Annotated in this window: 19 protein-coding genes; 13 read left to right on the forward strand and 6 right to left on the reverse strand. The window is 37.3% G+C overall.

All coding sequences use genetic code 11. The features are described 5' to 3' along the window. Positions 1-12 precede the first annotated feature (12 nt). The 6 genes from metG (at position 13) to VTHSUH11_RS06045 (ending at position 9,494) form a co-directional block, all read left to right on the forward strand. Complete coding sequence (gene metG / locus VTHSUH11_RS06020) at positions 13-1,962, forward strand: methionine--tRNA ligase (RefSeq protein ID WP_105092998.1); 1,950 nt, start codon at positions 13-15, stop codon at positions 1,960-1,962. Further along, positions 1,962-2,732, forward strand: a complete 771-nt coding sequence (locus VTHSUH11_RS06025; RefSeq protein WP_105092999.1) for a TatD family hydrolase — start codon at positions 1,962-1,964, stop codon at positions 2,730-2,732. The genes metG and VTHSUH11_RS06025 overlap by 1 nt, the downstream gene beginning before the upstream one ends. A gap of 162 nt (positions 2,733-2,894) precedes the next feature. Continuing rightward, positions 2,895-4,430: a Ppx/GppA phosphatase family protein gene (locus tag VTHSUH11_RS06030; protein ID WP_105093000.1), complete on the forward strand. Its 1,536-nt coding sequence runs from the start codon at positions 2,895-2,897 to the stop codon at positions 4,428-4,430. 9 nt (positions 4,431-4,439) lie between these two features. Further along, on the forward strand, positions 4,440-5,990 hold the full coding sequence (locus tag VTHSUH11_RS06035; RefSeq protein ID WP_105093001.1) for a Ppx/GppA phosphatase family protein: 1,551 nt from the start codon (positions 4,440-4,442) through the stop codon (positions 5,988-5,990). A gap of 1 nt (position 5,991) precedes the next feature. Continuing rightward, a complete protein-coding gene (ppk1, locus tag VTHSUH11_RS06040) occupies positions 5,992-8,109 on the forward strand; it encodes a polyphosphate kinase 1 (protein WP_105093002.1) in 2,118 nt (705 codons plus the stop codon). Between the two features lie 413 nt (positions 8,110-8,522). After that, positions 8,523-9,494 carry a 3D domain-containing protein gene (locus VTHSUH11_RS06045; protein WP_105093003.1) on the forward strand — a complete coding sequence of 324 codons (972 nt, stop codon included), beginning with the start codon at positions 8,523-8,525 and terminating at the stop codon, positions 9,492-9,494. 113 nt (positions 9,495-9,607) lie between these two features. Here VTHSUH11_RS06045 and msrB read toward each other — a convergent pair whose 3' ends face one another. The 3 genes from msrB to VTHSUH11_RS06060 form a co-directional block, all read right to left on the reverse strand. Further along, the gene (gene msrB, locus VTHSUH11_RS06050) at positions 9,608-10,543 is read right to left on the reverse strand and encodes a peptide-methionine (R)-S-oxide reductase MsrB (RefSeq protein WP_105093004.1); all 936 of its coding nucleotides are present in this window, start codon (positions 10,541-10,543) and stop codon (positions 9,608-9,610) included. Continuing rightward, a complete protein-coding gene (locus VTHSUH11_RS06055) occupies positions 10,544-11,665 on the reverse strand; it encodes a 5-methyltetrahydropteroyltriglutamate--homocysteine S-methyltransferase (RefSeq protein WP_105093005.1) in 1,122 nt (373 codons plus the stop codon). 271 nt (positions 11,666-11,936) lie between these two features. Continuing rightward, positions 11,937-12,875 (reverse strand): LysR family transcriptional regulator, encoded by a 939-nt coding sequence (locus tag VTHSUH11_RS06060; protein ID WP_105093006.1) that lies wholly within the window; start codon positions 12,873-12,875, stop codon positions 11,937-11,939. A gap of 107 nt (positions 12,876-12,982) precedes the next feature. Here VTHSUH11_RS06060 and rnmV point away from each other — a divergent pair, with 107 nt between their 5' ends. Continuing rightward, positions 12,983-13,513, forward strand: coding sequence for a ribonuclease M5 (gene rnmV, locus VTHSUH11_RS06065; protein ID WP_105093007.1), 531 nt, complete (start codon positions 12,983-12,985; stop codon positions 13,511-13,513). 69 nt (positions 13,514-13,582) lie between these two features. Continuing rightward, on the forward strand, positions 13,583-14,437 hold the full coding sequence (gene rsmA, locus VTHSUH11_RS06070; protein ID WP_105093008.1) for a 16S rRNA (adenine(1518)-N(6)/adenine(1519)-N(6))-dimethyltransferase RsmA: 855 nt from the start codon (positions 13,583-13,585) through the stop codon (positions 14,435-14,437). 74 nt (positions 14,438-14,511) lie between these two features. Here rsmA and VTHSUH11_RS06075 read toward each other — a convergent pair whose 3' ends face one another. Then, positions 14,512-15,759, reverse strand: a complete 1,248-nt coding sequence (locus tag VTHSUH11_RS06075) for a sodium/glutamate symporter (protein ID WP_105093009.1) — start codon at positions 15,757-15,759, stop codon at positions 14,512-14,514. 243 nt (positions 15,760-16,002) lie between these two features. Then, positions 16,003-17,598 carry a peptide chain release factor 3 gene (locus VTHSUH11_RS06080; RefSeq protein ID WP_105093010.1) on the reverse strand — a complete coding sequence of 532 codons (1,596 nt, stop codon included), beginning with the start codon at positions 17,596-17,598 and terminating at the stop codon, positions 16,003-16,005. Between the two features lie 176 nt (positions 17,599-17,774). Here VTHSUH11_RS06080 and VTHSUH11_RS06085 point away from each other — a divergent pair, with 176 nt between their 5' ends. After that, on the forward strand, positions 17,775-20,090 hold the full coding sequence (locus VTHSUH11_RS06085; protein ID WP_105093011.1) for a DNA topoisomerase 3: 2,316 nt from the start codon (positions 17,775-17,777) through the stop codon (positions 20,088-20,090). 55 nt (positions 20,091-20,145) lie between these two features. Here VTHSUH11_RS06085 and VTHSUH11_RS06090 read toward each other — a convergent pair whose 3' ends face one another. Then, positions 20,146-21,444: a DEAD/DEAH box helicase gene (locus tag VTHSUH11_RS06090; RefSeq protein WP_105093012.1), complete on the reverse strand. Its 1,299-nt coding sequence runs from the start codon at positions 21,442-21,444 to the stop codon at positions 20,146-20,148. A 505-nt stretch (positions 21,445-21,949) separates the two neighbouring features. Here VTHSUH11_RS06090 and VTHSUH11_RS06095 point away from each other — a divergent pair. From VTHSUH11_RS06095 to VTHSUH11_RS06110, 4 genes are all read left to right on the forward strand, one after another. Next, positions 21,950-22,183, forward strand: a complete 234-nt coding sequence (locus VTHSUH11_RS06095) for a FeoA family protein (RefSeq protein WP_105093013.1) — start codon at positions 21,950-21,952, stop codon at positions 22,181-22,183. Between the two features lie 9 nt (positions 22,184-22,192). Continuing rightward, a complete protein-coding gene (gene feoB / locus VTHSUH11_RS06100) occupies positions 22,193-24,565 on the forward strand; it encodes a ferrous iron transport protein B (RefSeq protein WP_105093014.1) in 2,373 nt (790 codons plus the stop codon). A gap of 231 nt (positions 24,566-24,796) precedes the next feature. Further along, positions 24,797-24,997 (forward strand): FeoB-associated Cys-rich membrane protein, encoded by a 201-nt coding sequence (locus tag VTHSUH11_RS06105; RefSeq protein WP_105093015.1) that lies wholly within the window; start codon positions 24,797-24,799, stop codon positions 24,995-24,997. Between the two features lie 110 nt (positions 24,998-25,107). Then, entirely contained in the window at positions 25,108-25,368 is a 261-nt protein-coding gene (locus VTHSUH11_RS06110; RefSeq protein WP_004697111.1) for a DUF6110 family protein, read from the forward strand.

Here is a 25,368-nt window from a genome sequence, read left to right on the forward strand (position 1 = left end):
AAGGAGATTATGATGGGCGATACAAAAAAGACATATTATATTACAACTCCAATTTATTATCCTAGTGCTAAACTGCATATTGGTCATACATACTGTACATCTGTTGCCGATACAATTGCACGTTTCAAACGTTTAGCTGGTTATGATGTACGTTTCTTGACTGGTTCTGACGAACATGGTCAGAAAATCCAACGCGCTGCTGAGGCACAAGGTATTACACCTTTAGAATATACGACTAATATCGTAAATGGTTTTAAAGCATTATGGGAAAAAATGCATATTTCCAATGATGATTTTATTCGTACCACTGATGAACGACATGAAAAGGTAGTACAAGAACTATTTACAAAGGCCTATGAAAAAGGTGATATTTACAAGGCTGAATACGAAGGTTGGTACTGTACACCTTGTGAATCCTTCTGGACTGAACAAAAGCTTGGTGAAAATCATACTTGTCCGGATTGCGGTCGCCCTGTAGAGCGTGTTAAAGAGGAAAGTTATTTCTTTAAACTTGGTAAATATACTGAGCAATGGCTCAAGTTCATTGAAGAGAACCCTGATTTTATTCAACCTGAATCTCGCCGTAATGAAATGATTCAATTCGTAAAACAAGGTCTTGAGGACTTAGCCGTATCTCGTACATCATTTGACTGGGGTATCAAATTACCATTTGACCCTAAGCATGTTGTATATGTTTGGTTTGATGCATTAGTAAACTATATTAGTGCCTTACATCCATTTGATGGAGATGGAGAATTGTATAAAAAATTCTGGCCCGCTGATCTTCATCTAGTTGGTAAGGAAATTGTACGTTTTCATACTATTATTTGGCCGATGATGCTCATGAGCCTTGAGTTGCCATTGCCTAAAAAGGTATTTGGTCATGGCTGGATGATTGTAGATGGTACTAAGATGAGTAAATCTCTTGGTAATGTTATTGATCCAATTCCATTGATTGAGACCTATGGTGCAGACTCTTTGCGTTATTACTTGTTGAGTGAAATTACACTTGGCAATGATGGCAATTTCACATTACCTAATTTTGTTACAAAAATTAATGCAGATTTGTCTAATGATTTGGGGAACCTTTTGAATCGTACCATTGCGATGATTGAAAAATATCACGATGGTGTTATTACAAAAACTGATGATATAGACGCGTTAGATAAGGAAATTTCTTCCTTAGCAGAACAAACTGTAGCTGATTTTGAAGCACAAATGGAGGCTATGGAGTTAAATAAGGCTCTTAAAACTGTTTGGGCTTTCATCGGTCGTATGAACAAATACATCGATGAAACGATGCCGTGGGTATTAGCTAAGAGTTCTGAAGATGTAGATGTTCTACGTTTGCAATCTGTTATGTATCATCTTGCTGAAAGCTTACGTATCATCGCAGTTCTCGTAAGTCCAGTTATTCCAGTAGGGGCACCAAAAATTTGGGAACAATTAGGATTGTCTGGCTTTGAACAAGTACAGTTAGATGATGTTCGCAGTTGGGGCGCTATTAATACGGGTACTAAGGTAGTAAAAGGTGAACCAATTTATCCTCGCTTTGAAATTCCAGAAATGGTAGAAACCGTTACTGTAACAGAAGAAGTAGAAGAAACTGTTGATACATCTAATGTTCCACCATTAAAAGAAAATATCACTTATGATGATTTTGAAAAATTGGATCTTCGTGTCGCTAAGGTTGTTAGCTGTGAAAAAGTACCTAAGTCTAAAAAATTATTGAAATTTGTATTGGATATTGGCCTTGAAGAACGCACCGTACTCAGTGGTATATCTCAATATTACGAGCCAGAATCTATGGTTGGTAAAAAGGTAATTTACTTAGCAAACTTGAGCCCTAAAAAGATGATGGGCATAGAATCTTATGGTATGATTTTATCCGCTTCTGATTGGGAAGAACATTTAGAAGTTACCAATATTGAATCATTACCAGCAGGGAGCATTGTAAAATAATGAAACTCTTTGATACACATGCACATATTAACGATAATCGTTTTGATAACGATAGAGCTGAGATGTTACAAGCTTGTTTCGATGCAGGCATTGAATATATTATGATTCCTGGTGTAGATAGACAAACTGTTGAATCAGGTGTTGCATTGGCTGAAACTGATGACCGTTTATATGCTGCAGTAGGGACACATCCTCACGAAGCAAAAGATTTTACTGATGATGACTACGAATATTTTAAAGAGTTAGCCTTGCACAATGATAAGGTGCGTGCTATCGGTGAAATCGGCCTTGATTATTACTATGATTTCTCTGATAGACCAACGCAAAAGAAGGTCTTTATACGTCAGCTTGAGTTAGCTCGAGAGGTTAATTTGCCTATTATCATCCATGATCGCGATGCTCATGGTGATATTATGAATATCTTGCGCAATGAAGGAAAGGATAATTGGGGAATTTTCCATTGTTATTCAGGTAGTTGGGAAATGGCTAAAGAGGCTATTAAAATGGGGTTTTATATCTCCTTTGCAGGCCCGGTGGTATTCCCAAAATCTACTAACCTAAAAGAAGTTGCTAAACAAGTACCATTGGATCGAATCCTTATAGAAACAGATTCTCCTTATTTGACGCCACCTCCGTATAGAGGTCGACGCAATGACCCTAGTAAGACTCAATTTGTAGCAGAAGAAATTGCTGCTTTAAAAGGTATGGATGCAGATGAGTTTGCCGCAATCGCTTATGAAAATGGTAAGCGCGTATTTGGTATTAAATAAAATAGAATAGAATAGCTATATTTGTAAATACTATCAAATTAAAGTTATTTAATATATAGTTACATAGTGAACGCGATTCTTTCATTGAAGGAATCGCGTTTTTCTATGGTATACTAACAATATATAGTCTATATATGTTTGGACTTGAAAAAGGATGATAAGATGGAACGCATAGCATTTATTGACTTAGGATCGAACTCAGTTCGATTCGTTATTTATGAAATATCAGATACGGGTAGTTATCGTTTACTCTATCAAGAAAAAGACTCGATTCGGTTGAGTGAAAATATGTGGGGTGATCATAAGCTAACACAAGAAGCTATGAATCGTGCATTAGTATCATTACAATCGTATGTTCATATGGCTAAAGCTTTTGAGGTCGATACGATTAAGGCTGTTGCTACCGCTGCAGTCCGTTTAGCAAATAATGGTGATGAATTTATCAATCTTGTAAAACAAGATACAGGTCTTGAATTAGAATGTATTTCCGGTGTTGAAGAGGCTCGCTTAGGTTTCCTTGGTGTTATTAATACAATTGGCCTTAAGGATTTTGTTATCTTTGATTTAGGCGGCGCTAGTACAGAGGTGACTTTGGTAAGAAATAGACAAATTGAGAAATCTGTTAGCTTACCAATAGGTGCTTTGACTTTAACAGGAACCTATCAGAAAGGCGAAGAATTTACAGACAAAGAATACAATAAAATGGTGAAGGCTATTAAGCAAGCCATAGAGGAACATCCATGGCTTAAAAATGTTAAAAAGCCTCTATTAGGTATTGGTGGTACAGCTCGTAATATTGCGAAAATGGATCAACGAAAATTATCATATCCTATTACTAAATTGCACAATTATGAAATACCCTATCACCGTTTTACAGAATTGTTAGATGAGGTTAAATCCAAACCATTAGCACAACGTAAAAAAATCAATGGCCTTTCATCAGAACGGGCGGATATTATTATTGCCGGTATGACAATTGTATATGAGTTGTTCAATTATATAAATTGCAAAACTCTTGTTGTAGGAGGCTCAGGTCTTCGTGAAGGGTTGTTTTACGACTATTATGGGCAAGCCTATTTAGGAGGAAATCCAATCATTCCAGATATCCTTATCCATTCTGCAGAAAATGTGCTGCTAGGAATGACTCGATACGAATTAATTCATGCTAAACATGTCGGCAAATTAGCCGATATCTTATATGACCAATGGCAACCATTACACAAAGGTGATACTGCATTGCGCCGTTGTTTGCAAGTTTCTTCTTTGTTACATGATATCGGAAAACGGGTGAACTATTATAGCCATGCTCGTCATGGGTGTTATATGTTAGTTAATAGCAATTTATACGGAATTACTCATATTGAACAGGCTTTTAGTGCTTTTCTTGTGATGAACTCTCATGGTTTAAAACCAAAAGAGTATAAAAACTTTTTGTATGGGCAATTGTTGGATGATGAGCAGAAAGCGATAGGGAAGAAATTATCTATAATTCTTGCTATTGCTGAAGCTCTTGATGAAAGTCATGAGCAGTTGATTACACATCTTGAAAGTCGCATTAGTCCTGATGATGTTCAGTTGATAGTGCACTATCCATCTAGCCGTGATATATCCATAATAAAAGGTGCTGTTGAACGATTGGCAAAAGCCTTTAAAAAGGAATATAAGCGTCAGTTACAAATTGAGTGGTCCCCTCAGTAGGAGGTAGTTATGACATTGGCTAAAGTGCTTCGATATGCGATTTTGCATGTTGGCTCTAGTAGCATGAGTATTACCATATTAGAATATAAAAGTATTGATGAAGTGCGTGTTATCGATTATGCTGCACGGGAAGTAACCTTTGGGGAGGAGTTATTTCAAACATCTCGCCTTAGTTTTAAAACAATTGAAGAAATCTGTGATATTTTAAAAGGCTACAAACAATTAATGGCAGATTATAATGTATCTAGATGTCGCTTGTATGGTACAACTGTTATCCGTGAAGCCACTAATCGAAGGGCTATTTTAGATCAGATTTTTATTCAAACAGGTATGCGTGTAGAAGTTATAGACATGCCTAAAGAAGTTTATTTTAAATATGCCTTGTTATATTATGAAATGATGTATCATCATAAGGCTACGGATGACAGTACGGCTTGTCTATTTGCAGATATCACGTCCGGTGGGGTCGGTTTAACTGCTTGGAAAGGCAAATCACTATTGTTCCAACAAAATATGCATAGTGGTTCACTACGTGTTATGGAGTCTTTTAACCGTAACCAACGTGCTTCTATATCCTTTAGTACAGCCATTACTGAATACTTACATCGCATGATTAGTCCGTTACGGGAAGAATTGCAGAGGTTTAATATTAAAAATATTATTTTCTCTGGTGATGAGGCTCGCTTAGTGTTGCAGTTGATGGGATATAGTAATAGTGAGCAAATCATTTCTATTGATCCTCAACAGTTTAATGATCTTATGAATTCCTTTGATGGTATTACGGCTACAAAACTAGTCAATCGCTATAAGATTCCAGAGTTTAAGGCTAATATTTTAATGCCTACTATGATTTTTTTCTCTGAAATTATTAGTGCTATTAATCCTGAAGCCTTAATTTTTAGTAGTTATTCATTCTCTCAAGGTATTAGTTGGTTTTATGGTGTAGAAACGCAAAACCATCCTTATATGTATCAATTGCGTGAGCAAAATACAGATTTGGCCCGTGCTATAGCGGCTCGTTATCATACGGATGCCGTACATGATAGAGAGGTTGAACGTTTTAGTTTGGAATTCTGTAATGCACTTCGTCATAAAGGTTTACCAGAACGATGGGGGTATTTGTGCCGTATAGCAGCGATTTTATGTTCTGTCGGTAAATTTATAAGCCTTAGAAATCATGGAGAGCATGCGTATCATATTGTAATGGGAACCGATATATTTGGTCTTTCAGAAGAAGAAAAACAAGTTGTAGCGAATGTAGTGTATTACCATTACAAGGGTACACCTTCAGATGATGATGAATATTTTAAAGTTCTTACAGAATTACAAAAAATACAGGTCACAAAGCTAGTAGCCATTGTACGCGTAGCTTGTGCATTAGATGCAGGAAGCAATCAAAAAATAGAAGCTATACGTATTGAGGAAAAAGATAAAGAATTGGTTGTTCACATTAGAACCAAGGAAAATATCTCTCTTGAATGGTGGACCTTTAATCGTGACTCCATCTATTTTAGTGAAATATTTGGTATGGAAATTTCCTTGACTATAGGGGGGATATAAGTTGTTTACGAGTCCAAAGTATTATTTTAACCGTGAATTATCTTGGTTGAAATTTAATCAACGCGTCGTATTAGAAGCTATGGATACGAGTACCCCCTTGATGGAGCGTCTTCGTTTTATCTCCATTGCCAGTTCAAATCTAGACGAGTTTTTCATGATTCGTGTTGCTGGTTTACGGCATCAAGCTATGAATGGAATTGTAAAATATGATGCGGCGCATATGGATGCTAAGGCGCAGTTGAAAGCAATTGATGAATCAGTACAGCGCGTAGTTTCTTTACAATATACATATTTACACCGCGTGTTAGATTCATTAGAAGAGGAAGGCTTGTATTTCTTGCATCCTGAAGAATTAGATGTAAAGACAAAAACCTGGCTTAGACATTATTTTGAAGAGCAAATTTATCCGGTGGTTACACCGCTAGCAGTTGATTCAGGGCATCCATTCCCATTTTTGGCAAATCATACGATTAATACCATTGTTCGTATATTTCAAGTTCAATCTGATGGTACAAAGGATTATAAAATTGCTATTTTGCCAATTCCATCTGTATTGGATCGAATTATTGAAGTGCCTACACCGTCTAATAAGACGCATCATTTTGTGTATTTAGAAGATGTTATTAATTTCTATGCTATACAGTTTTTTCAAGGCTATGGTATAGAAGAGTCTATGACGTTCCGATTAACTCGCGATGCGGATTTAGAAATAGCGGAAGAGGATACAAAGGATTTACTTACAGAAGTTGAAGCCTCTTTACGACGTCGGCGCCGTGGTGATGCGGTTCGTTTAGAAGTAGCCGGTGAAGGTTCTCCGGAATTGTTATCTACCGTATTGAAAAGTGTAGAATTGGAGAAAAAGGATGTATATCATATAGATGGTCATTTAGATTGTCGTATGTATTTTGATTTTTCTAATTATCCAGGTTACGATTATTTGCGTTATAAACCGTTTGACTCCAAAACACCAAGTGACTTGATTGGTTGTGAAGGTGAAAACTTACTCGATGTGATTCGAGAGCGCGATATATTTGTTCATCATCCTTTTGAATCTTTTAGTGTAGTTGAACAGTTTGTGGCACAAGCAGCTGTAGATCCCAATGTATTAGCTATCAAACAAACCTTATATCGCGTTAGTGGTGAATCACCTATTATTGCATCTCTCATAAAGGCTGCAGATAATGGTAAGCAGGTTACAGTATTAATGGAAGTAAAAGCTCGTTTTGATGAAGAGCATAATATCATTATGGCACGTCGATTAGAAAAAGCCGGATGTCATGTAATTTATGGTTTAAAAGGCTTAAAAACTCACTCCAAGATTACTATGGTTGTACGTCGTGAAGAAGATGGTATACGCCGCTATGTACATTTAGCAACAGGTAACTACAATGGCAAAACTGCACGTATATATACGGACTGTGGCATATTTACTTGTAATGATGAATATGGTGATGATGCATCACGTTTCTTTAATTTGATTTCTGGATATTCGGATCCCCCAATTTGGAATAAGTTTATCGTAGCACCACTTAATTTACGTGAGAAAATCATGGAGCTCATCGATGAGGAAATAGATTGTGCAAAACGTGGTGAAGATGCATATATTATTGCTAAAATGAATTCACTACTGGATAAACGTGTCATTGCTAAATTGTATGAGGCATCTACAAATGGTGTGAAGATAGATCTCATCGTACGTGGTATTTGTACACTTCGTCCTGGTATTGCTGGTGTGAGTGACCATATTACTGTACGTTCTATAGTAGGACGTTTTTTAGAACATCACCGATTATTCTATTTCCGTAATGGTGGTAATGAAAAGCTCTTTCTTTCCAGTGCAGATTGGATGCCACGTAATTTAAATGAACGTGTTGAATTGATGATTCCTATTGAAGATAAACGTCATAAGTCACGTATTAAGGGGATACTAGATTTATATTTAGTGGATACATTAAAGACACATATAATGAGGGCTGATGGGTCTTATTATAAGGCTTCAAACGTAGAAGGTCCGCTATCGGCTCAAGAAGAGTTAATGGAGGCTGCTAATACACAAGATAATAAGGAGCAAATGACTGTTATTGAACGTTTTAAACCGATGTTTAAAATGAAAGAATAGTGAAGGTCTGGGTTATGAACACTGTATAAATATAGAGTGATATATAATACTTTTATGAAGTCGAATATATCCTTATATATAGCATTATGAATAAGAAATAAATTTTAGAAAAATTTATATTTTAGGTGATAACAATAGCAAAAACATATAAAAATCCAAAGTGATGATTAATAATACATGGCATACAATATATTGTATTATTATCTTGTATACACCTACAATTTTGCTTATTTAGTATGTTATCGAAAAACATAGATATGTATTTGTACAGTGGACATTGATTGAAAATATCATATTAAATAAATTTAAAAATACATATACAATCAATGTTTATTTGCTATTGTCAACCTTGTGCGTTTGACAGGTTATATCTAACTGTAGTAGAATATCATTGTTACAGGAGGTATTTCGTTATGAGAATTCAAAAAACGCACAAGCGATATGTATCGTCTGTGGTTGCTGGATTGATGGTAACTGCAATAACCTTGACTGGTTTTTCTTACAACGATAAAACTGTTACAGTCATGGCTGATGGTGCAGCCCATACTGTTAAAACACATTTAAATTCTAATGAAGGTATCGTGCGTAACGCAGGTATTAAATTAAATCCAAAAGATAAAGTGATTAGTGATTCTAATTCTGTACAAGAAGGTACGACGCTTACGGTCGTAAGAGCATTTCCTGTTTCTGTTACAGTAAATGGAAAAACTAGAACTGTTTATACAACACAAACAACAGCAGAAGAGTTAGCTAATGAATTAGGCTTTAAAGCTCCCAATTATACAACTGCAGCCAACGGTGCGATCCAATCTGGTAGCACAGTAAATATTGTACGTGTTACTAGCCGTGCAGTGAATACTGTAGATCAAGAGATTCCGGTTCAAGTTATCCGTGAAAAGGATGACACTATGGCTATCGGTGAAGAAGAGGTAGTTCAAGTCGGTCAACCTGGCACAGAACGTGTTCAAGTTGAAACTTTATATAATAATGGTAATGTAATTAAAACAAATGAATTATCTAAATCCGTAATGACAAATATGGTGCCTACAATTATTAAAGAAGGCACTCGTGAAGTAACGACATCTCGTAATGTGGCTGGTCGAGCATCGCGCTCTATCGTTATGGAAGCATCTGCTTACTTAGCAGGTGATGGTGATGGATTAGGTATTACTGCTACAGGTGTTCCTGCAGTACGTGGTATTGTTGCCGTTGACCCTGATGTTATTCCGTTAGGTACACGTCTATTCATCCCTGGCTATGGTGAAGCTGTGGCTGCTGATACAGGTGGTGCTATTATTGGTAATCGTATTGACCTTGTTATGGACTCTTATGGAGAGGCTATGGATTTTGGTCGACGCGACGTAACTGTATATGTACTAGATTAATCTATACAATAAAAGGAGATATCCAATGTGATATCTCCTTTTAGTATGCGGATTTTATTATAAAATGACGACCGCCTTCGTGTGGAGGCGGTCGTTATTTATTCTTGAATGTTCTATTCTATATAAGGAATTAAGTATTCGTAATTAGAACCGACTAATTGATCTTTTGGAATAAATCGAAGAGCAGAACCATTGATACAATATCTTAAAGAACCATTAGGACCATCTTCGAATACATGTCCTAAATGAGCATTACCAATACGGCTTCGAACTTCTATGCGTTGCATACCGTGAGAATTATCCTGGTAATACCGAATCACATCCTTTGCTATTGGTTTTGTAAAACTAGGCCAACCACAATGCGATTCAAACTTGCGAGATGAAGCAAATAGAGGTTCGCCCGTAGTGATATCAACATATAGTCCTGATTTGAATTCATCGGTCAATTCATGACTGAATGGTGCATCGGTAGCTGCATTTTGAGTTACCTCATATTCTTGTGTAGAAAGAGTTTTTAGCGTTTGTTCTGTCGGTTTGTTGTATAAACTGTCATCGATTAGAGGTTCTTGGGATAAACCTAGTGGAATATGACAATAACCAGTAGGATTTTTATCTAAGTAATCTTGATGGTATTCTTCAGCAGTATAGTAATTATCGAGCGGTAATACTTCAATAGCAAAAGGTTTGCTTTCAAAGGACTGGGCACGAGCTAGCGTAGCTTCAATAATAGATTTATCTACGCTATCGATATAATAAATACCGGTGCGATATTGAATACCTTCGTCACCGCCTTGTTTGTTGATACTGAAAGGATCAATAGCGCGAAGGAAATATTGAATCAAGTGGTCTAGAGACAGCGTATCCGCATCGTATGTAACCTTAAGTGCCTCTACATGACCGCTATCATGGCATACCTCTTCGTAGCTAGGATTTGAACTTGGACCATTAGCGTAGCCTACTTCAGTAGAGAGTACCCCAGAAATTTGTCTAATATAACCTTGAAGACCCCAAAAGCAACCTCCACCTAAATATATAGTGTGCTCTGTCATTTAATCACCCCATACTTCATGAGCAATTTCTTTAACTAATGCTAGTTTAGCCCATTGATCTTCTTCGGTCAATTGATTACCAATTTCACAAGAAGCAAAACCGCATTGTGGAGACAAGCATAGTCTTTCAAGAGGGATATATTTAGTCGCTTCTTTGATGCGTTCTTTAATAACTTCTTTATCTTCTAATTCAGGTCGTTTTGATGTAATAAGACCTAATACAACCTTTTTATTAGGAGAGACTTCACGTAATGGTTCAAAACCGCCGGAACGATCATCATCGAATTCTAAATAATAGGCATCTACATTTTCTTTGGCGAAGAGAATAGGTGCTACTGGTTCGTAACCACCACTAGCGGCCCATGTAGAGTTGTAATTACCTCGGCATACGTGGGTAGTAAATGCTAAGTCATGAGGACGACCTTCAAGGGCTAGATTGTTTAAGCGCAAGTATTTTGCTGTTTCACCTTCAATGGTAACGCTTTTATCCTTTTGACGCCCTGTCCAGTAAGCATGGTCACAGCACATACCCCAAGTACAATCGTCAAATTGGATATTTCGGCAACCTGCATCATATAAATCTTTAATAACTTGTCGATATGCAACGGCAATATCTTGGATTAACTCTTCTAAATCGGGATAGAAGGAGCGTGTTGTAATGCCGTTATCTTCACGAAATAATTCTGCTAGGAATTGAGAAGGAGCAGGAATGGTTTGACGGGCCGTAGTATTTTCATCTTCAAATTGTTTTACAAATTTGAAATGTTCTACAAATGGATGATTAGTACCTGTAATTTTACCAGTAAGAGCAAGGGAACCAGGCGCAGTTTCTTGGCCGTGGAATTTATAGCCATGTTCAAGTTCGATTTCTTTAACGCCGTTAAAGCCCCACATAAAATCAAGATGCCAATAGGCACGACGGAATTCTCCATCTGTAATAACTGGTAAGCCAGCAGCTTTTTGTTTTTGAATCAATTCTGTAATGAGGCGATCTTCAACTGCTGTTAATTCATCTCTTGTAATAGTTCCTTTTGTAAAAGCTTCGCGAGCCTCTTTTAATTCTGCAGGACGTAGGAAAGAACCTACAATATCAAAATGAAATGGTGCTAAATATTTAGACATAATAATAATCCTCCTATAGTAAACGGCAGAGCCGATAATTTCGATAGGCTTATTATAACGAAGTATGATTATATATAAAAATATCTATATATTAGCGTTGTATATAGCTTTAAGTTATGTTGCAGCAAGAGTTTGATTGATTTGGTTATATCTGAAGCAAGTATATAAATTAAGGAGGCATTCTCTTAACAGAGCTTGCCTCCTTAGTTTATGAATTGATATACTTATAGAATATTTCTAGCTAGCTATATAACTGACATAATTATTGTATTTATTTTTTATCTTCAGGTAATTGTATATGTCTACCATAGTTGCCAACGTATTGTTCTAAGGCTTGAATATATACTTGACCTAAACGGCTACGCTGCATTTTGTTGTTTGTAATATAGCCGATATGCATCAAGCCCTCTTCGGCAAGAGGTACAGAAATGATGTTTTCACCATTCACCTCTTTATCAATTACACCACTAGATACAGTATATCCGTTGAGACCGAGCAATAAACTAAAGAGGGAGGCTCTGTCACGTACACGGATATGTTTTGGACGTACTACAGTACTGAAAATTTCCTCAGAGAAATAGAAGGAATTGTGGTCCCCCTGTTCGAAGGAGATATATGGATACTCTTCTAATTCATCCATTGATACCACATCCTTATTTGCTAATGGATGGGTTTTACCAATAAAGATATGTGGATGTGCTGTAAATAATTCTGTAAAGGTTAATTCGTTAGTATGAATTAGCTTTTCTAATACGGGGCGGTTGAAATCATTGTAATATAATAAGCCAATTTCACTTTTCATATGCGCTACATCATCGATGATTTCATAGGTCTGTGTTTCTCGTAATGAAAAATCATAGGAATCCACATCGCTTTGGTTGATAAGATCAATAAAAGCACTAACCGCAAAGGAATAATGCTGTGTGGAAACAGAAAATTGCTTTTTGCCACCCTTATTAGATTTATATTGTTCTTCTAATAAGGTTGCTTGCTCTAATACTTGGCGTGCGTAACCTAAAAAGCGTTCTCCGTCCTTAGATACGGTTATCCCTTTGTTAGTTCGATCAAAAATAGTGATACCCATTTCTTTTTCTAGCTCTTTAATGGCCTTTGTTAAGCTTGGTTGGGATACGAATAAACGTTTAGCAGCCTCACTAATGCTGCCAATATTTGCAATTGTTGTTACATATCGTAATTGTTGTAATGTCACAATAATCTCCTTATTATATAGATTTATATATTTCTATACTAAACTATTCAATCTATTTAAGCAATGATATATATGTTACAATAATAAAATAGATAAAAGGAGGTCCTATGTTAAAAGAGGTCATCGTAGTAGAAGGAAAGTCTGATATACAGCGTATACATCAAGCTATAGAAGCTGATTGCATTGCTACAGAAGGTTTTACCTTGCGTAAAGACGTAATCGATCAGATTCGCGTAGCCTATGAAAAACGAGGTATTATAATCCTAACGGATCCAGATACGGCTGGTGAGCGCATACGTCGTGTGCTGACCAAAAAGTTTCCCAATGCACAACATGCTTTTGTCCCTCGTGGTGAGGCTTATGCTAATGATGACATTGGGATAGAACAAGCTTCACCTAAATCTATTCTAAAGGCTTTATCCGTACTTCATACTGAATCACTCGTATCCAGTGATGAATTTACGATGGGGGACCTTGTAAAACATGGCCTTTCTGGATTTCCTAATAGTGCCGATAAAAGGGCAGCTGTTGGTGCCATACTAGGTATAGGTTATGGTAATGGTAAACAGTTTTTATATCGATTGAACCATTATGGTATTAGTCGTGATGAATTTGAACAGGCTGTCTCTATGCTTTAATATGCTTTTAAGAGGTATATTATTATAGTAATAATGGAATAAATAATAAGTTATAAAATAGGAGCATTCATGATTGAATCTATCATTGCAAGCCCGGAAGTAGTTCATTATATATGTAAGCGGTTTGATATTAAGATGAGCAAAAAGCTAGGGCAAAATTTTTTAATTAAACGTGGCATCGTTGATGAAATTGTTAAGGCTGCTGATTTACGTGATGGTGAACCAATATTAGAGATTGGCCCTGGTATCGGCACCTTAACGCAAGGTTTAGCACAAAGTGGTGCGAATGTAACAGCTATTGAATTAGATACACGCTTATTAGAGGTATTGGATACAACATTAGCTCAATATGATAATGTAAAGATTGTGCATGGGGATGTACTTAAATTAGATGTACCATCCATCATGAATCATGAGCCATTTAAGGTGGTGGCTAATTTACCGTATTATATTACAACACCTATTATTATGTCCTTGTTGGAAAGTCGATTACCTATTGAACGACTTGTTGTAATGGTGCAAAAGGAAGTAGCCTTACGTATGGTGGCAAAACCTGGTTCAAAGGACTATGGTGCTCTATCGGTAGCGGTTCAATATTATACTAAGCCAGATATCGTGCTTGATGTACCGCCTAAATCATTTTTGCCAGCGCCAGCGGTAACAAGTTCTGTCATCCGCTGTGTATTGCGCGATAAACCACCTGTGGATGTAATCGATGAAAGACTATTCTTCCGCGTTGTGAAGGCTGGTTTTGCACAACGTCGTAAAACATTTGCTAATACGATGAAGACCACAGGCTTATCGAAGGATAGAATTGAAGAACTATTAGCAAAGGCTAATATCGATGGGCAACGAAGAGGGGAAACCTTCACACTTCAAGAGTTTGCCGATGTAGCTAATGCGTGGGCTGCATTAATTAAATAATATAACAGAAATGTCCTAAGGAACTCCTTAGGACATTTTGGTATAAGAAAAGGACCCAAATGGGTCCTTTAGTCTTAGTATAGAATGCCTGCCATTGTTGTAATAATAAAGGCATTAGCAAAGTCGATTAAGAATGCACCTACCAAGGAAACTACGAGCCATGCACGAGGGGATGGGCCGTGTTTACTTGCTAAAGATAACATATTAACCAACGCATTTGGAGTAGCACCTAAGCCGAAGCCGATGGCACCAGCACCGAGCATAACAGAATCGTAGTTGCGGCCGAATAAGAAGTAAAGGATATACGCAAATACACAGATAAGAGCCATTTGAGCAACTAAGATTGTAATAAGAGGTAATGCAAGGTTGATTAATTGAACAAGTTTCAAGCTATTGATTGCCATTGTAACGAATAAAGATAATGCTACATTAGATACTGCGTCAAGAGCTGCATCGTTAATTTTGTAGGATTTTGTAAAATCGCCTACGTTACGAATTACTGCTGCACAAATCATAGCACCAATATATGCAGGTAATGGTGTAAGAACAGATAAACCAGCACTTACGATAGTACCAATACCCAATGCCAAGCCAATCCACATACAAATCGTTAATAAATCTTGTGAGTTGAATTGTTTACCGCCGCCTTCAACGTGATCTTCGATATAATCGATGTTGTCATCATCCATAGTTTCAGGGTTGTCATAAGGTGTTTTCACACTATGCATCTTAATGATACGTTCACCTACTGGAGCACCTAAGATTGTACCAGCTACCATACCGAATGTGGCAGCTGCTACGGCTGCAGACGCAGTACCAGGAATACCGAGTAATTGTTCATAATATGGACCGAAGGCACCTGCCGTACCAAGGCCACCAATCATGGATACGGAACCTGCCATGATACCGATGATTGGTTCAATGCCTAATGCTTTTGCAATAGCGATACCTGCAGCGTTTTGAACAACAATCCACACTGCACAAGCAAGGAAGAAGAATATGATGAAAATACCGCCCTTTTTCAAAACTTTTAAAGATGCCATCAAACCTATGGTGGTAAAGAAGGCAAGCATTAAGAAGGTTTGTAATGAACCTTCAAATTTAATATCCAAAATATGATAATAAGAAAGAATGGCAGTTAAAAATGCAAATGGTAAAGCCCCTACAGCAGGTGCTGGCATACACATGCGTTGTAAAAACTTGGAATGTTTATTAATCCAAGTACCTATGAATAAGGTAATTACAGCGAGGCCCACAGTTTGAATCATGGACAAGTTTAGAGTCCATACATCGTTGACTAACTTTAGGTCAATCAGTGGCATAAAATCACTCCTTTTAACAAATAAAAAATAATTTATTACATTGTATCATGAACAACCAATCAAATACTATAGAATTTATCATGTATACAAAATATGTATACATTATATATTCTGCATCATTATTAAAAATTCCTCTAAGTTATGAAAATTTTTTTATATCCATGTAAATCGAAAAAGAAAATGGCGAAGATTCACTGAAATAGAGAATCTTCGCCAGTATATATCTTAGCTTTATAGTTTTAACTAGATTTCATTATGTAGTTTTGGGGTATGCAAGAATGTAATATCAGGATTTCGTTCTATTACCCAGCCCATTTGCCATTCGTTTGAGATAAGGACCACTGTACGATTGCGATTATCCTTAACAATCATTGCATTATCTAAGCCTTTGAGTGTAGATGTATCTACGTCACCATCAATCCAACGTGCCACGCTATATGGCAATGTATGATTTAATAGGTCGACACCATATTCATTTTTAAGGCGATATTCTAGAACTTCAAATTGAAGCATGCCAACTGCACCAACTACGAAGGAGTCGAGGGCACCTGGTTGTTCAAAGATTTGGACCGCACCTTCTTGAGCAAGCTGAGTCATACCTTTTTGGAACTGTTTACGCTTCATTGTATCTTTTGGGGATACGCGAGCAAAGAATTCCGGTGGGAATACTGGGAAGTCACCGAATGTTACTTTGTGCTTTTGAGCACAAAGTGTATCGCCTACACCCATTGTACCGGCATCGAAGACACCGATAATATCGCCAGGGTATGCATCTTCAACGATAGTACGTTCTGTAGCTAAGAATTGTTGCGGTTGAGATAGACGAATCGCTTTATTAGATTGACGATGTAATACGGACATACCTTTTTCGAATTTACCAGAGCAGATACGCATAAATACGATGCGGTCGTGGTGATTAGGGTCCATATTTGCTTGAATCTTAAATACTAAAGCGGAGAAATCTTCGCTAGTAGGCTGTACCATTTCTTCTACTGCTTGACGTGGCGCAGGGGATGGTGCTAGTTCTAAGAATTTTTCTAAGAATGGTTTTACCCCAAAGTTAGTCATAGCAGAACCGAAGAACATTGGCGTTAATTCACCAGCACGAACCTTGTCAAAATCGAATGGATCGCCTGCAACATCTAGCAATTCAATATCGTCAAGTAATGCTTGATATACATCGTCGCCTAATAATTCTTTCATGCGAGGGTCTGTTAAAGCACCTTTTTCAGAGGCTAGCTTTTCTTGACCATGTGTTTCGTCTTTGGCAAAGAGTTCGATGGTCTCGTGTTCTCTGTCATAAACACCTTTGTATTCGCCATTAATACCGATAGGCCAGTTCATAGGGCAGGTACGAATACCGAGAACATTTTCAATTTCCTCCATCAAGTCAAATGGGCTGCGACCGAAATGGTCGATTTTGTTTACGAACGTAAAGATAGGAATCCCGCGCTCTTTAGATACAGCGAATAATTTCTTTGTCTGTGCTTCCACGCCTTTGGCTACGTCGATCAACATAACAGCACTATCAGCAGCCATCAATGTACGGTACGTATCTTCGGAGAAGTCCTGGTGACCAGGCGTATCAAGGATGTTTACTCGACATCCATCGTAGTCGAATTGCAAGACTGAACTCGTTACGGAGATACCACGTTGTTTTTCGATTTCCATCCAGTCAGAAACGGCGTGTTTTGCGGTTTTACGAGATTTAACGGAACCAGCCAAGTGGATGGCACCACCGTATAATAGTAATTTTTCTGTTAATGTAGTTTTACCCGCATCCGGGTGAGATATGATAGCAAACGTACGACGACGTTGTACTTCTTCTAAAAATGTCATGGTTCACCTCTGTTGTTTCGTTTGTGAAAGTTTTATTTCAATGTGTTACTTTCACATCATTCATATCTTTAAAATTATACATGATTTTGGTAGTTATGACCACTAAATTGTAGTATAATGAAATTTCAAAGGGCGGCTTGGGGAATAGCTGCCATATGTACGTTAAGGAGGGGACCATGCGGTTATTTATTGCAGAAAAGCCATCGATGGCTCGAGAAATCAGTAAATGTTTGCCGGAAAATAAAAATATACAAAAACGCAATGGTTATTTTATCCAAGGCGATGATGTTGTTACATGGGTTGTGGGACATGTATTACATCAAGCTGAACCAGGTGATTATGATGATAAATATATCCGTTGGCGCCCTCAAGATTTGCCAATCGTGCCATCGGAGTGGAAACTACTAGTTACGGATAGTAGTCGACAACAATTTGAGGTCGTTAAAGATTTGATAGGTAAAGCCGATATAATCGTTAACGCAGGTGACCCTGATAGAGAGGGGCAACTATTAGTTGATGAAGTTCTTTACTTTGTAGGAAACACAAAACCTGTGCAACGTATTTTGTTAAATGCATTGGATGAAAAATCTATAAGATCAGCATTAGGTGATTTACGAGATAACAAGGACTTTCATAATTTATATCAATCAGCACTGGCTAGAGCTCGTGCTGATTGGCTAATTGGTATGAATTTATCGCGAGCCTATACATTATCCGAACGTTATAAAGGACATAAGGTAACATTGCCGATTGGCCGTGTGAAAACACCGACGTTGGCACTTGTAGTACGACGTGAACGTGAATTAGCAGATTTTAAACCAGTTGATTATTTTACTGTTAAAATTTTATATGCTCATGTGAATGATACATTTTGGGCAACTTGGCAGCCAAAGGATGAGCAAAAGGGATTAGACCCAGATGGGCGCCTTATCAATAAAGAAATCGCTGAAGAATTAGTTAAGAGATTAGAGGCTAGTCCTAGTGGCGTTATAAAGTCAGTTACAAAGTCTAAGAAAAAAGATCCGCAACGCTTGCCCTTATCATTATCGTCATTACAAGTATTAGCGGGGAAGGCGTATTCCTATGATCCTCAAACAGTACTTGATACAGCTCAAAAATTATATGAGAAGAAGTTAACAACCTATCCGCGGTCTGATTGTGAATATTTACCACCTAATCAATATGGCGATCGTATGGCGATATTGGATAATTTGACACAGTCTGGTGATGAGAAGCTTTCAGTATGGGCACAAAAAGCGGATCGAAACATCAAGAGTCGTGCTTGGAACGAAAAAAAGATTACTGCCCATCATGCTATTATTCCGACTACGGTGGCGTGTAATATCAATAATCTGACGCAAGCAGAACGAAATATATATTTTCTCATTAGTCAGGCCTATATCGCTCAATTTTATGGGGAACATGTGTATGAGCAGACTAAGATTGTAGTTGGGCAATGTGATGAAGAATTCGTTGCCAATGGGCGCGTCGTTATTGAAGATGGTTGGAAATCTTTATATAAACGTCAAAAATCAAAAAATAATATTGATAATGATGAACCGGATTTAACAGATGAACGAGGTGCTGAATCAGATTCTAAAAAGGATGCTATAGAGGAAGCTGATCATTTGCCATCTGTTAGAAAGAATGATGATGTTCAATATACAGACTCCTCTGTAGATGCAAAGCAAACCAAACCGCCATCTCGATTTACACCATCCACATTATTGCAAGCCATGAAGGAGATTCATAAGTTTGTAAAAAATGAAGAGCTGAAAAAGCAATTAAAAGCCGTATCTGGAATCGGAACGGAAGCGACGAGGGCTAATATTATCGATGAATTAATTAGTCGTGGCTTTATGCAAACCTCTGGCAAGAAACAGGTGCTATCACCAACAGATACAGGTTATTTATTGGTAGATGCATTGCCAGATGAACTGTTATATCCTGATGAAACTGCAGTATGGGAGGAACGCCTTGCCCTCATGAGTGAAGGGGAGGATACATTAGATTCTTTTTTGACGGATCAAATTCAATTTTTACGACATTTAATTGAAAAGCTTGGTTTTGATAAACAGGAAGGTCGAGATCAGATGATGCCAAATGTGGTACGAACTATTTCTAGTCAAAATTCGAAACGGCCTCTTGATGATATGCAGGTAGATATTTCTAAGTTACCAGAATGTCCATCTTGCAAAAAGGGGCGTTTGCAGCAACGAACAGGGAAATTTGGTGCTTTTATAGGCTGTACCAATTATCCGTCTTGTCGGTATACGCAGCCTGTGAATGAAGTATCTCAAAATGCTAATACAAATATTGAGGTGCCAGAAGAGTCGAAGCGGTATTTGTGTCCACGATGTAAAAAAGGCTATTTTGTTAAGCAAAATATGCGGGGGCGTACTACATGGCTATGTAGTAATCGTTCTGCGTGTAAAACACAGTGTACAGATGTAGATGGCGTGCCTAGCATATATGTGAATCAAAATAAGTAATATAGTAAATATGACATAGAAAAATGCGTGCAGCTTTTGCTACACGCATTTTGTATTATCTACGTTTACCACGACGACCTGTTTGTGATGTAGAGGTGCGGCGTTGTCTAGTGTTAGAACCTTTGTGGCCTCGAGCTTTGTGGGCTTTTGCCTTTGTAGATTGATATGAACTTGTGATTTTAGGTTTAGATGTAGTTTTGTTACGTTTAGGTGCGTTGTTGGCATTGCCCTTAGTTTTGATTTGACCATCTTTGGTATATTTTGTTAATGTTGCTTGAATAGCACGCTCAATACGTCGCAACCAAGATTCGTCAGAAGGTGTAGCAAAGGTAACAGCGATACCTGTGTTGCCTGCACGACCAGTACGTCCGATACGGTGAATGTAGTAATCTACGTCGTGCGGTACGTCATAGTTGTACACATGTGTAATACCTTCAATATCGATACCGCGGGCTGCAATATCGGTAGCCACTAAGATTTGTGTTTTTGCTTTTGCAAAATCTCGCAGAATTTGTGTACGACGTCCTTGCGTTAAGTCACCATGCATTTCTGCAATATTTAGGCCTGCTGCAGTCAATTCATAGGATAGTTTAATAGCGCCTTCCCGTTTGTTACAGAAAACAATTGCCAAATAGGGATCATCTTCTTGAATCATTTTGATGAGTCGAGGTGTTTTGTCCTCTGTGTTCATCATATACACGCGTTGGTCGATAGCCTCTAATGTAATATGCTTACCTTCAGCTGTAACAGATACAGGTTTAGACATATAAGCTTTTGCAAGATTGCGAATTTTGTCTGGAATAGTGGCTGAGAAGAGAAGTAATTGTCGATTGGCATCTGTTTGGCCAATCAAATTTTCTATATCTGGTAAAAAGCCCATGTGGAGCATTTGATCTGCTTCGTCTAATACTACTCGACGAATAGAGTCAAGATGTAGTGATCCGCGTTTTGCATGATCTAATAAACGGCCAGGTGTACCTAAGATAACATGTGGACGTCTGCCCAACTGTTGTAATTGTGATTCGATTGTTTTACCGCCAATGAGTGGCAGAATGTCAACCCCTAAAACAGCGCCCAATGTTTTTGCTTCATCGGAAATCTGTTTAATTAATTCACGTGTTGGAGCAATGATAAGTACTTGTTCTTGATGTACATCAGTGTGAACACGTTGCAAGATAGGTAAAAGGAAGGCCAGAGTTTTACCAGTTCCTGTTTGTGCCTTTGCAATAATATCGTTACCTTTGAAGACGATAGGAATCGATTGCTCTTGAATTGGCGTTGGTTCCTTGATGCCTTGTTTTTGTAAGGTGCTAATGATTTCGTCACAAACGCCTAAGGATTTAAAAGATTTCATGTGTCGTCCTTTCTTTAATACATATTATATTAATTATACCTAATCTAGTAGATAGGGGCAAATCTAACTATGATAAGACATAATTTCGTAAAAATAAAAAATCATGGGGAAATGAATTTAATTGAGAAGAGGGAGTGGATTAATGAGAATGTAGAATCACTTAATAATTAATTGTTATTAAAATATTGTTTTGATAATGAGAATAGGATTGCAGAAAAATGAGAATTAATTAACTGATGTTCTCATTTAAATAGCCTTTATATGATCTTAGACCCTTATATATAGTTATGGGAATAATATGATTGGACTAGATAATATGTGGGGTTTATGAATAAATTGCATAATTAATATTTATACTCTGTATTAATATTTTAGATGAAATATTGATAATTATTGTTGAAATTGTGAGCTAGCATGATATAATTATTTAAGATATTAATACGCATTATTCATTGGGTGTGTGGTTAATATGAGGTTGTTAGATACAATAATTAGGAGGTGTCGTATGGCTATCAAAAAGTTGAAAGACATGAAACCAGGTGAGTCTGGTCTTATTGTTGCTCTACATGGCAGCGGTAATGTTAAGCATCGTCTGATAGACATGGGTCTTGTAAGTGGTACAAAAATCCATGTTATGAAGTTTGCCCCTTTGGGTGATCCAGTAGAAATCAAAGTTAAAAACTTTGAATTGGCACTTCGTACAAGTGAAGCTGGTATGATTGATGTAGATGTACAATAGGAGGTCCACATGGCAGAAAAAGGGCAAATTCGTATTGCCTTAGCAGGTAACCCTAACTGTGGTAAAACTACAATGTTTAACAATATCACAGGGGCGAAGCAACACGTTGGTAACTATGCCGGCGTTACGGTAGAAAAGAAAGAAGGCCATACTAAATTTAATGGTCAAGAGTTATTATTTATCGACTTACCAGGTACGTACAGCTTAACGGCTCGTTCCTTGGATGAGTTAGTAGCTCGAAATGTAATCGTAAACGATAATCCAGATGTAATCGTAAACGTCCTTGATGCATCTAACTTAGAACGTAACTTGTATTTAGCGGCACAACTGTTGGAACTTGAAAAGCCAATGGTTATTGCTCTAAACATGGCTGACGTTGCTGAAGAAATGGGTATCAATTACGACTTTAAAAAAATGGCTGAATTAACAGGCGCTACAATCGTTAGTACAGTAGGTCGTACAAATATTGGTACAAAAGAGTTGTTAGAAGCAACAATTAGCGTAGCTGCTTCTCAAAAAGCACCTGGTGTAACAGTTAATTATGGTGATTTATTAGAAGGCAAAATTGCTGAACTCGTAGCCGCACTTGAAGAAGCTGGTACAGTAACGTATCCACTACGTTGGATCGCTATTAAATTATTAGAAAACGATCCAGATGTGGTGGAAAAAGTTAAAGGCTTTGCGAATACAGAAGCAGTTCTACAAAAGGCAGCAGCTATCCGTGAAGAAATCAAAGATCAAGTTGATCTTGATATAGTATTCCAAGAATATCGCCATCGTTATGCTGTTGAAGTATATAACCAATCTTTAACACAAGCTCCAAAAGAGATAGAAACACGTTCCGATCGTTATGATAAAATCTTAACGCACCGTATTTGGGGTTTACCAATCTTCATGGTTGTTATGTACCTATTGTTTGCGTTCGTAAACATCGTAGGTGGTATTCCTCAAGGTTGGATCGAGGATGGTTTCGCTGCATTACAAGCTTATGTGGTTCAGACTATTCCAGAAGGCCAACTACAGTCACTTGTATCTGACGGTATTATTGCCGGCGTAGGTGCGGTACTTTCATTCTTGCCATTAATTTTATTACTCTTCCTTGGAATTTCTTTCTTGGAAGATACTGGTTACATGGCTCGTGCAGCCTTCGTTATTGACCGCGTAATGCGCGCATGTGGCTTGCATGGTAAATCATTTATTCCTTTGTTATTGGGATTTGGTTGTTCCGTACCATCTGTAATGGGCGCTCGTATCCTTGATAACTATAAGGATCGAATGGTTACTATTTTGATTACACCATTCATGAGTTGTTCTGCTCGTTTACCGGTATATATCTTATTTGCAAATGCATTCTTCCCGAATGGTTGGGATAGTACATTTGTTGTCTTCTCTGTGTACTTCTTAGGTATTATCTTTGGTGTTATCTTTGCGAAAATCTTCCGTAAATTCATTTTCTCTGGTGAGGCTGAACCATTTGTAATGGAATTACCTCCTTATCACTTGCCTACATTGAAAGCCACTTGGTTACATATGTACGAACGTGCTAAATTGTACATTATTAAAGCCGGTACTTTCATCATGGCTGCATCTATTTTGATTTGGTTCATCACTGCATATCCTATGGATGTAGAATACTCTAAAGATTATGACGCAATGAAAGAACAAGTTGCTCAAGAGTACGAAGTAAAAGATGCAGCTACATTAGCACAATTTGGCATTACTGCAGATGACCAAAAAGAAGCAGTAGATAAAATTGTGGAAGATATGAAATCTACTGTACAAGATGCTACTGATGCTGCTAAGAACGCAGGAGAAGATGAACCTGAAGTAGCTGTAGAAGCTGATTCTGCAGCTCCTGAATTATTCAATAGCATTAAAGACCAAAATGAAAAATTGTTCCCAGCAGCATGGGCAATGTATAAAAATAGCGTTAACTTAGATGCTGAAAATGACAAAATTGATAAAGAACAAGCTGCGGAAAAAATTGAACAATCCTATGCAGCATCTTTTGGTAAAGCTATCAACCCAGTGCTAGAACCATTGGGGTTTGATTGGAAAATGGGCCTATCATTAGTAGCTGGTTTAGCAGCTAAAGAGGTCGTTATCTCTACATTAGGTACTATTTACGCTGTTGGTGGCGATGATCAAAATCCAGCACCGTTGACTGAGTACCTACAAAATGACCCTCATTTCTCACCGTTAATTGGTTTGACAATGATGTTGTTTATCTTAATTTACCCACCTTGTTTGGCAACATTAGCTGTTATCAAACGTGAAACAGGTTCTTGGAAATGGGTTGCTTTCATGTTCTTCTATGAAAACGCATTTGCATGGATTGCATGTTTCATCTTCTACAATATAGGCAAAGCATTAGGTTACTAATTTAAGGTATGGCTAATCATTATGATTAACATTCCTTAAATATCTATAACTAAAATATATTGGAAAAATGTGATTTAGTTATAGAAAAAAATAAATTTATTCTTGCCAATTATCATTATTTGTGTTTAAATGATAATGAGAAAAGGGAAATATCCAAAAGTATTGCTTTTAACTCATTTGTTAAATTACTAATATTGAAATATTGGTAGATATTGAGAAAGAAGGAATAGTATGGATAACCTCATTATAGGACTCATAGTTGTTCTAGCATTAGCTTATATTGGTTTTAAAATGTTTAAACAAGTTAGCGGTAAAGGTGGCTGCGGCTGTGGCGGCGGTAAATCTGACTCCGGTAAATCATCTGGTTGTGGTGGAAGCTGCAGTTGTGATGGTTCCAATAAAGCGTTAGGCATTAAACGAGCTGATAAGTAATCAGAACAACACTCAAGTTATTGAATGAGAAGAGGAGTATCTATAATGGCTCCTCTTTTCAAATATAGTAATTAAATTTTTTATCATATTTAGTAGAAAGGAATATTATCATGTTCAACATCGATCAAAAAAATCTTAAAAACGCTAACTTATTCGCAGCAGGACTTGCATTGGGTACTGTAGGTCTTAAAGTGTTAACTTCTAAAGATGCTAAAAAAGTATATGCTGGTATCGTAGCAGCTGGTCTTCGCGCTAAAGAAACTGTATTAGAAACAGCTGAAAAAGTACAAGCTTCCGCATCTGATGTATTGGCAGAAGCTCAAGAAATCAACGAAGCACGCAACGAAGAAATCTTTGAAGAAAACAAATAA

The organism is Veillonella tobetsuensis, assembly GCF_002959935.1.
Taxonomy (GTDB): Bacteria; Bacillota; Negativicutes; order Veillonellales; family Veillonellaceae; genus Veillonella; species Veillonella tobetsuensis.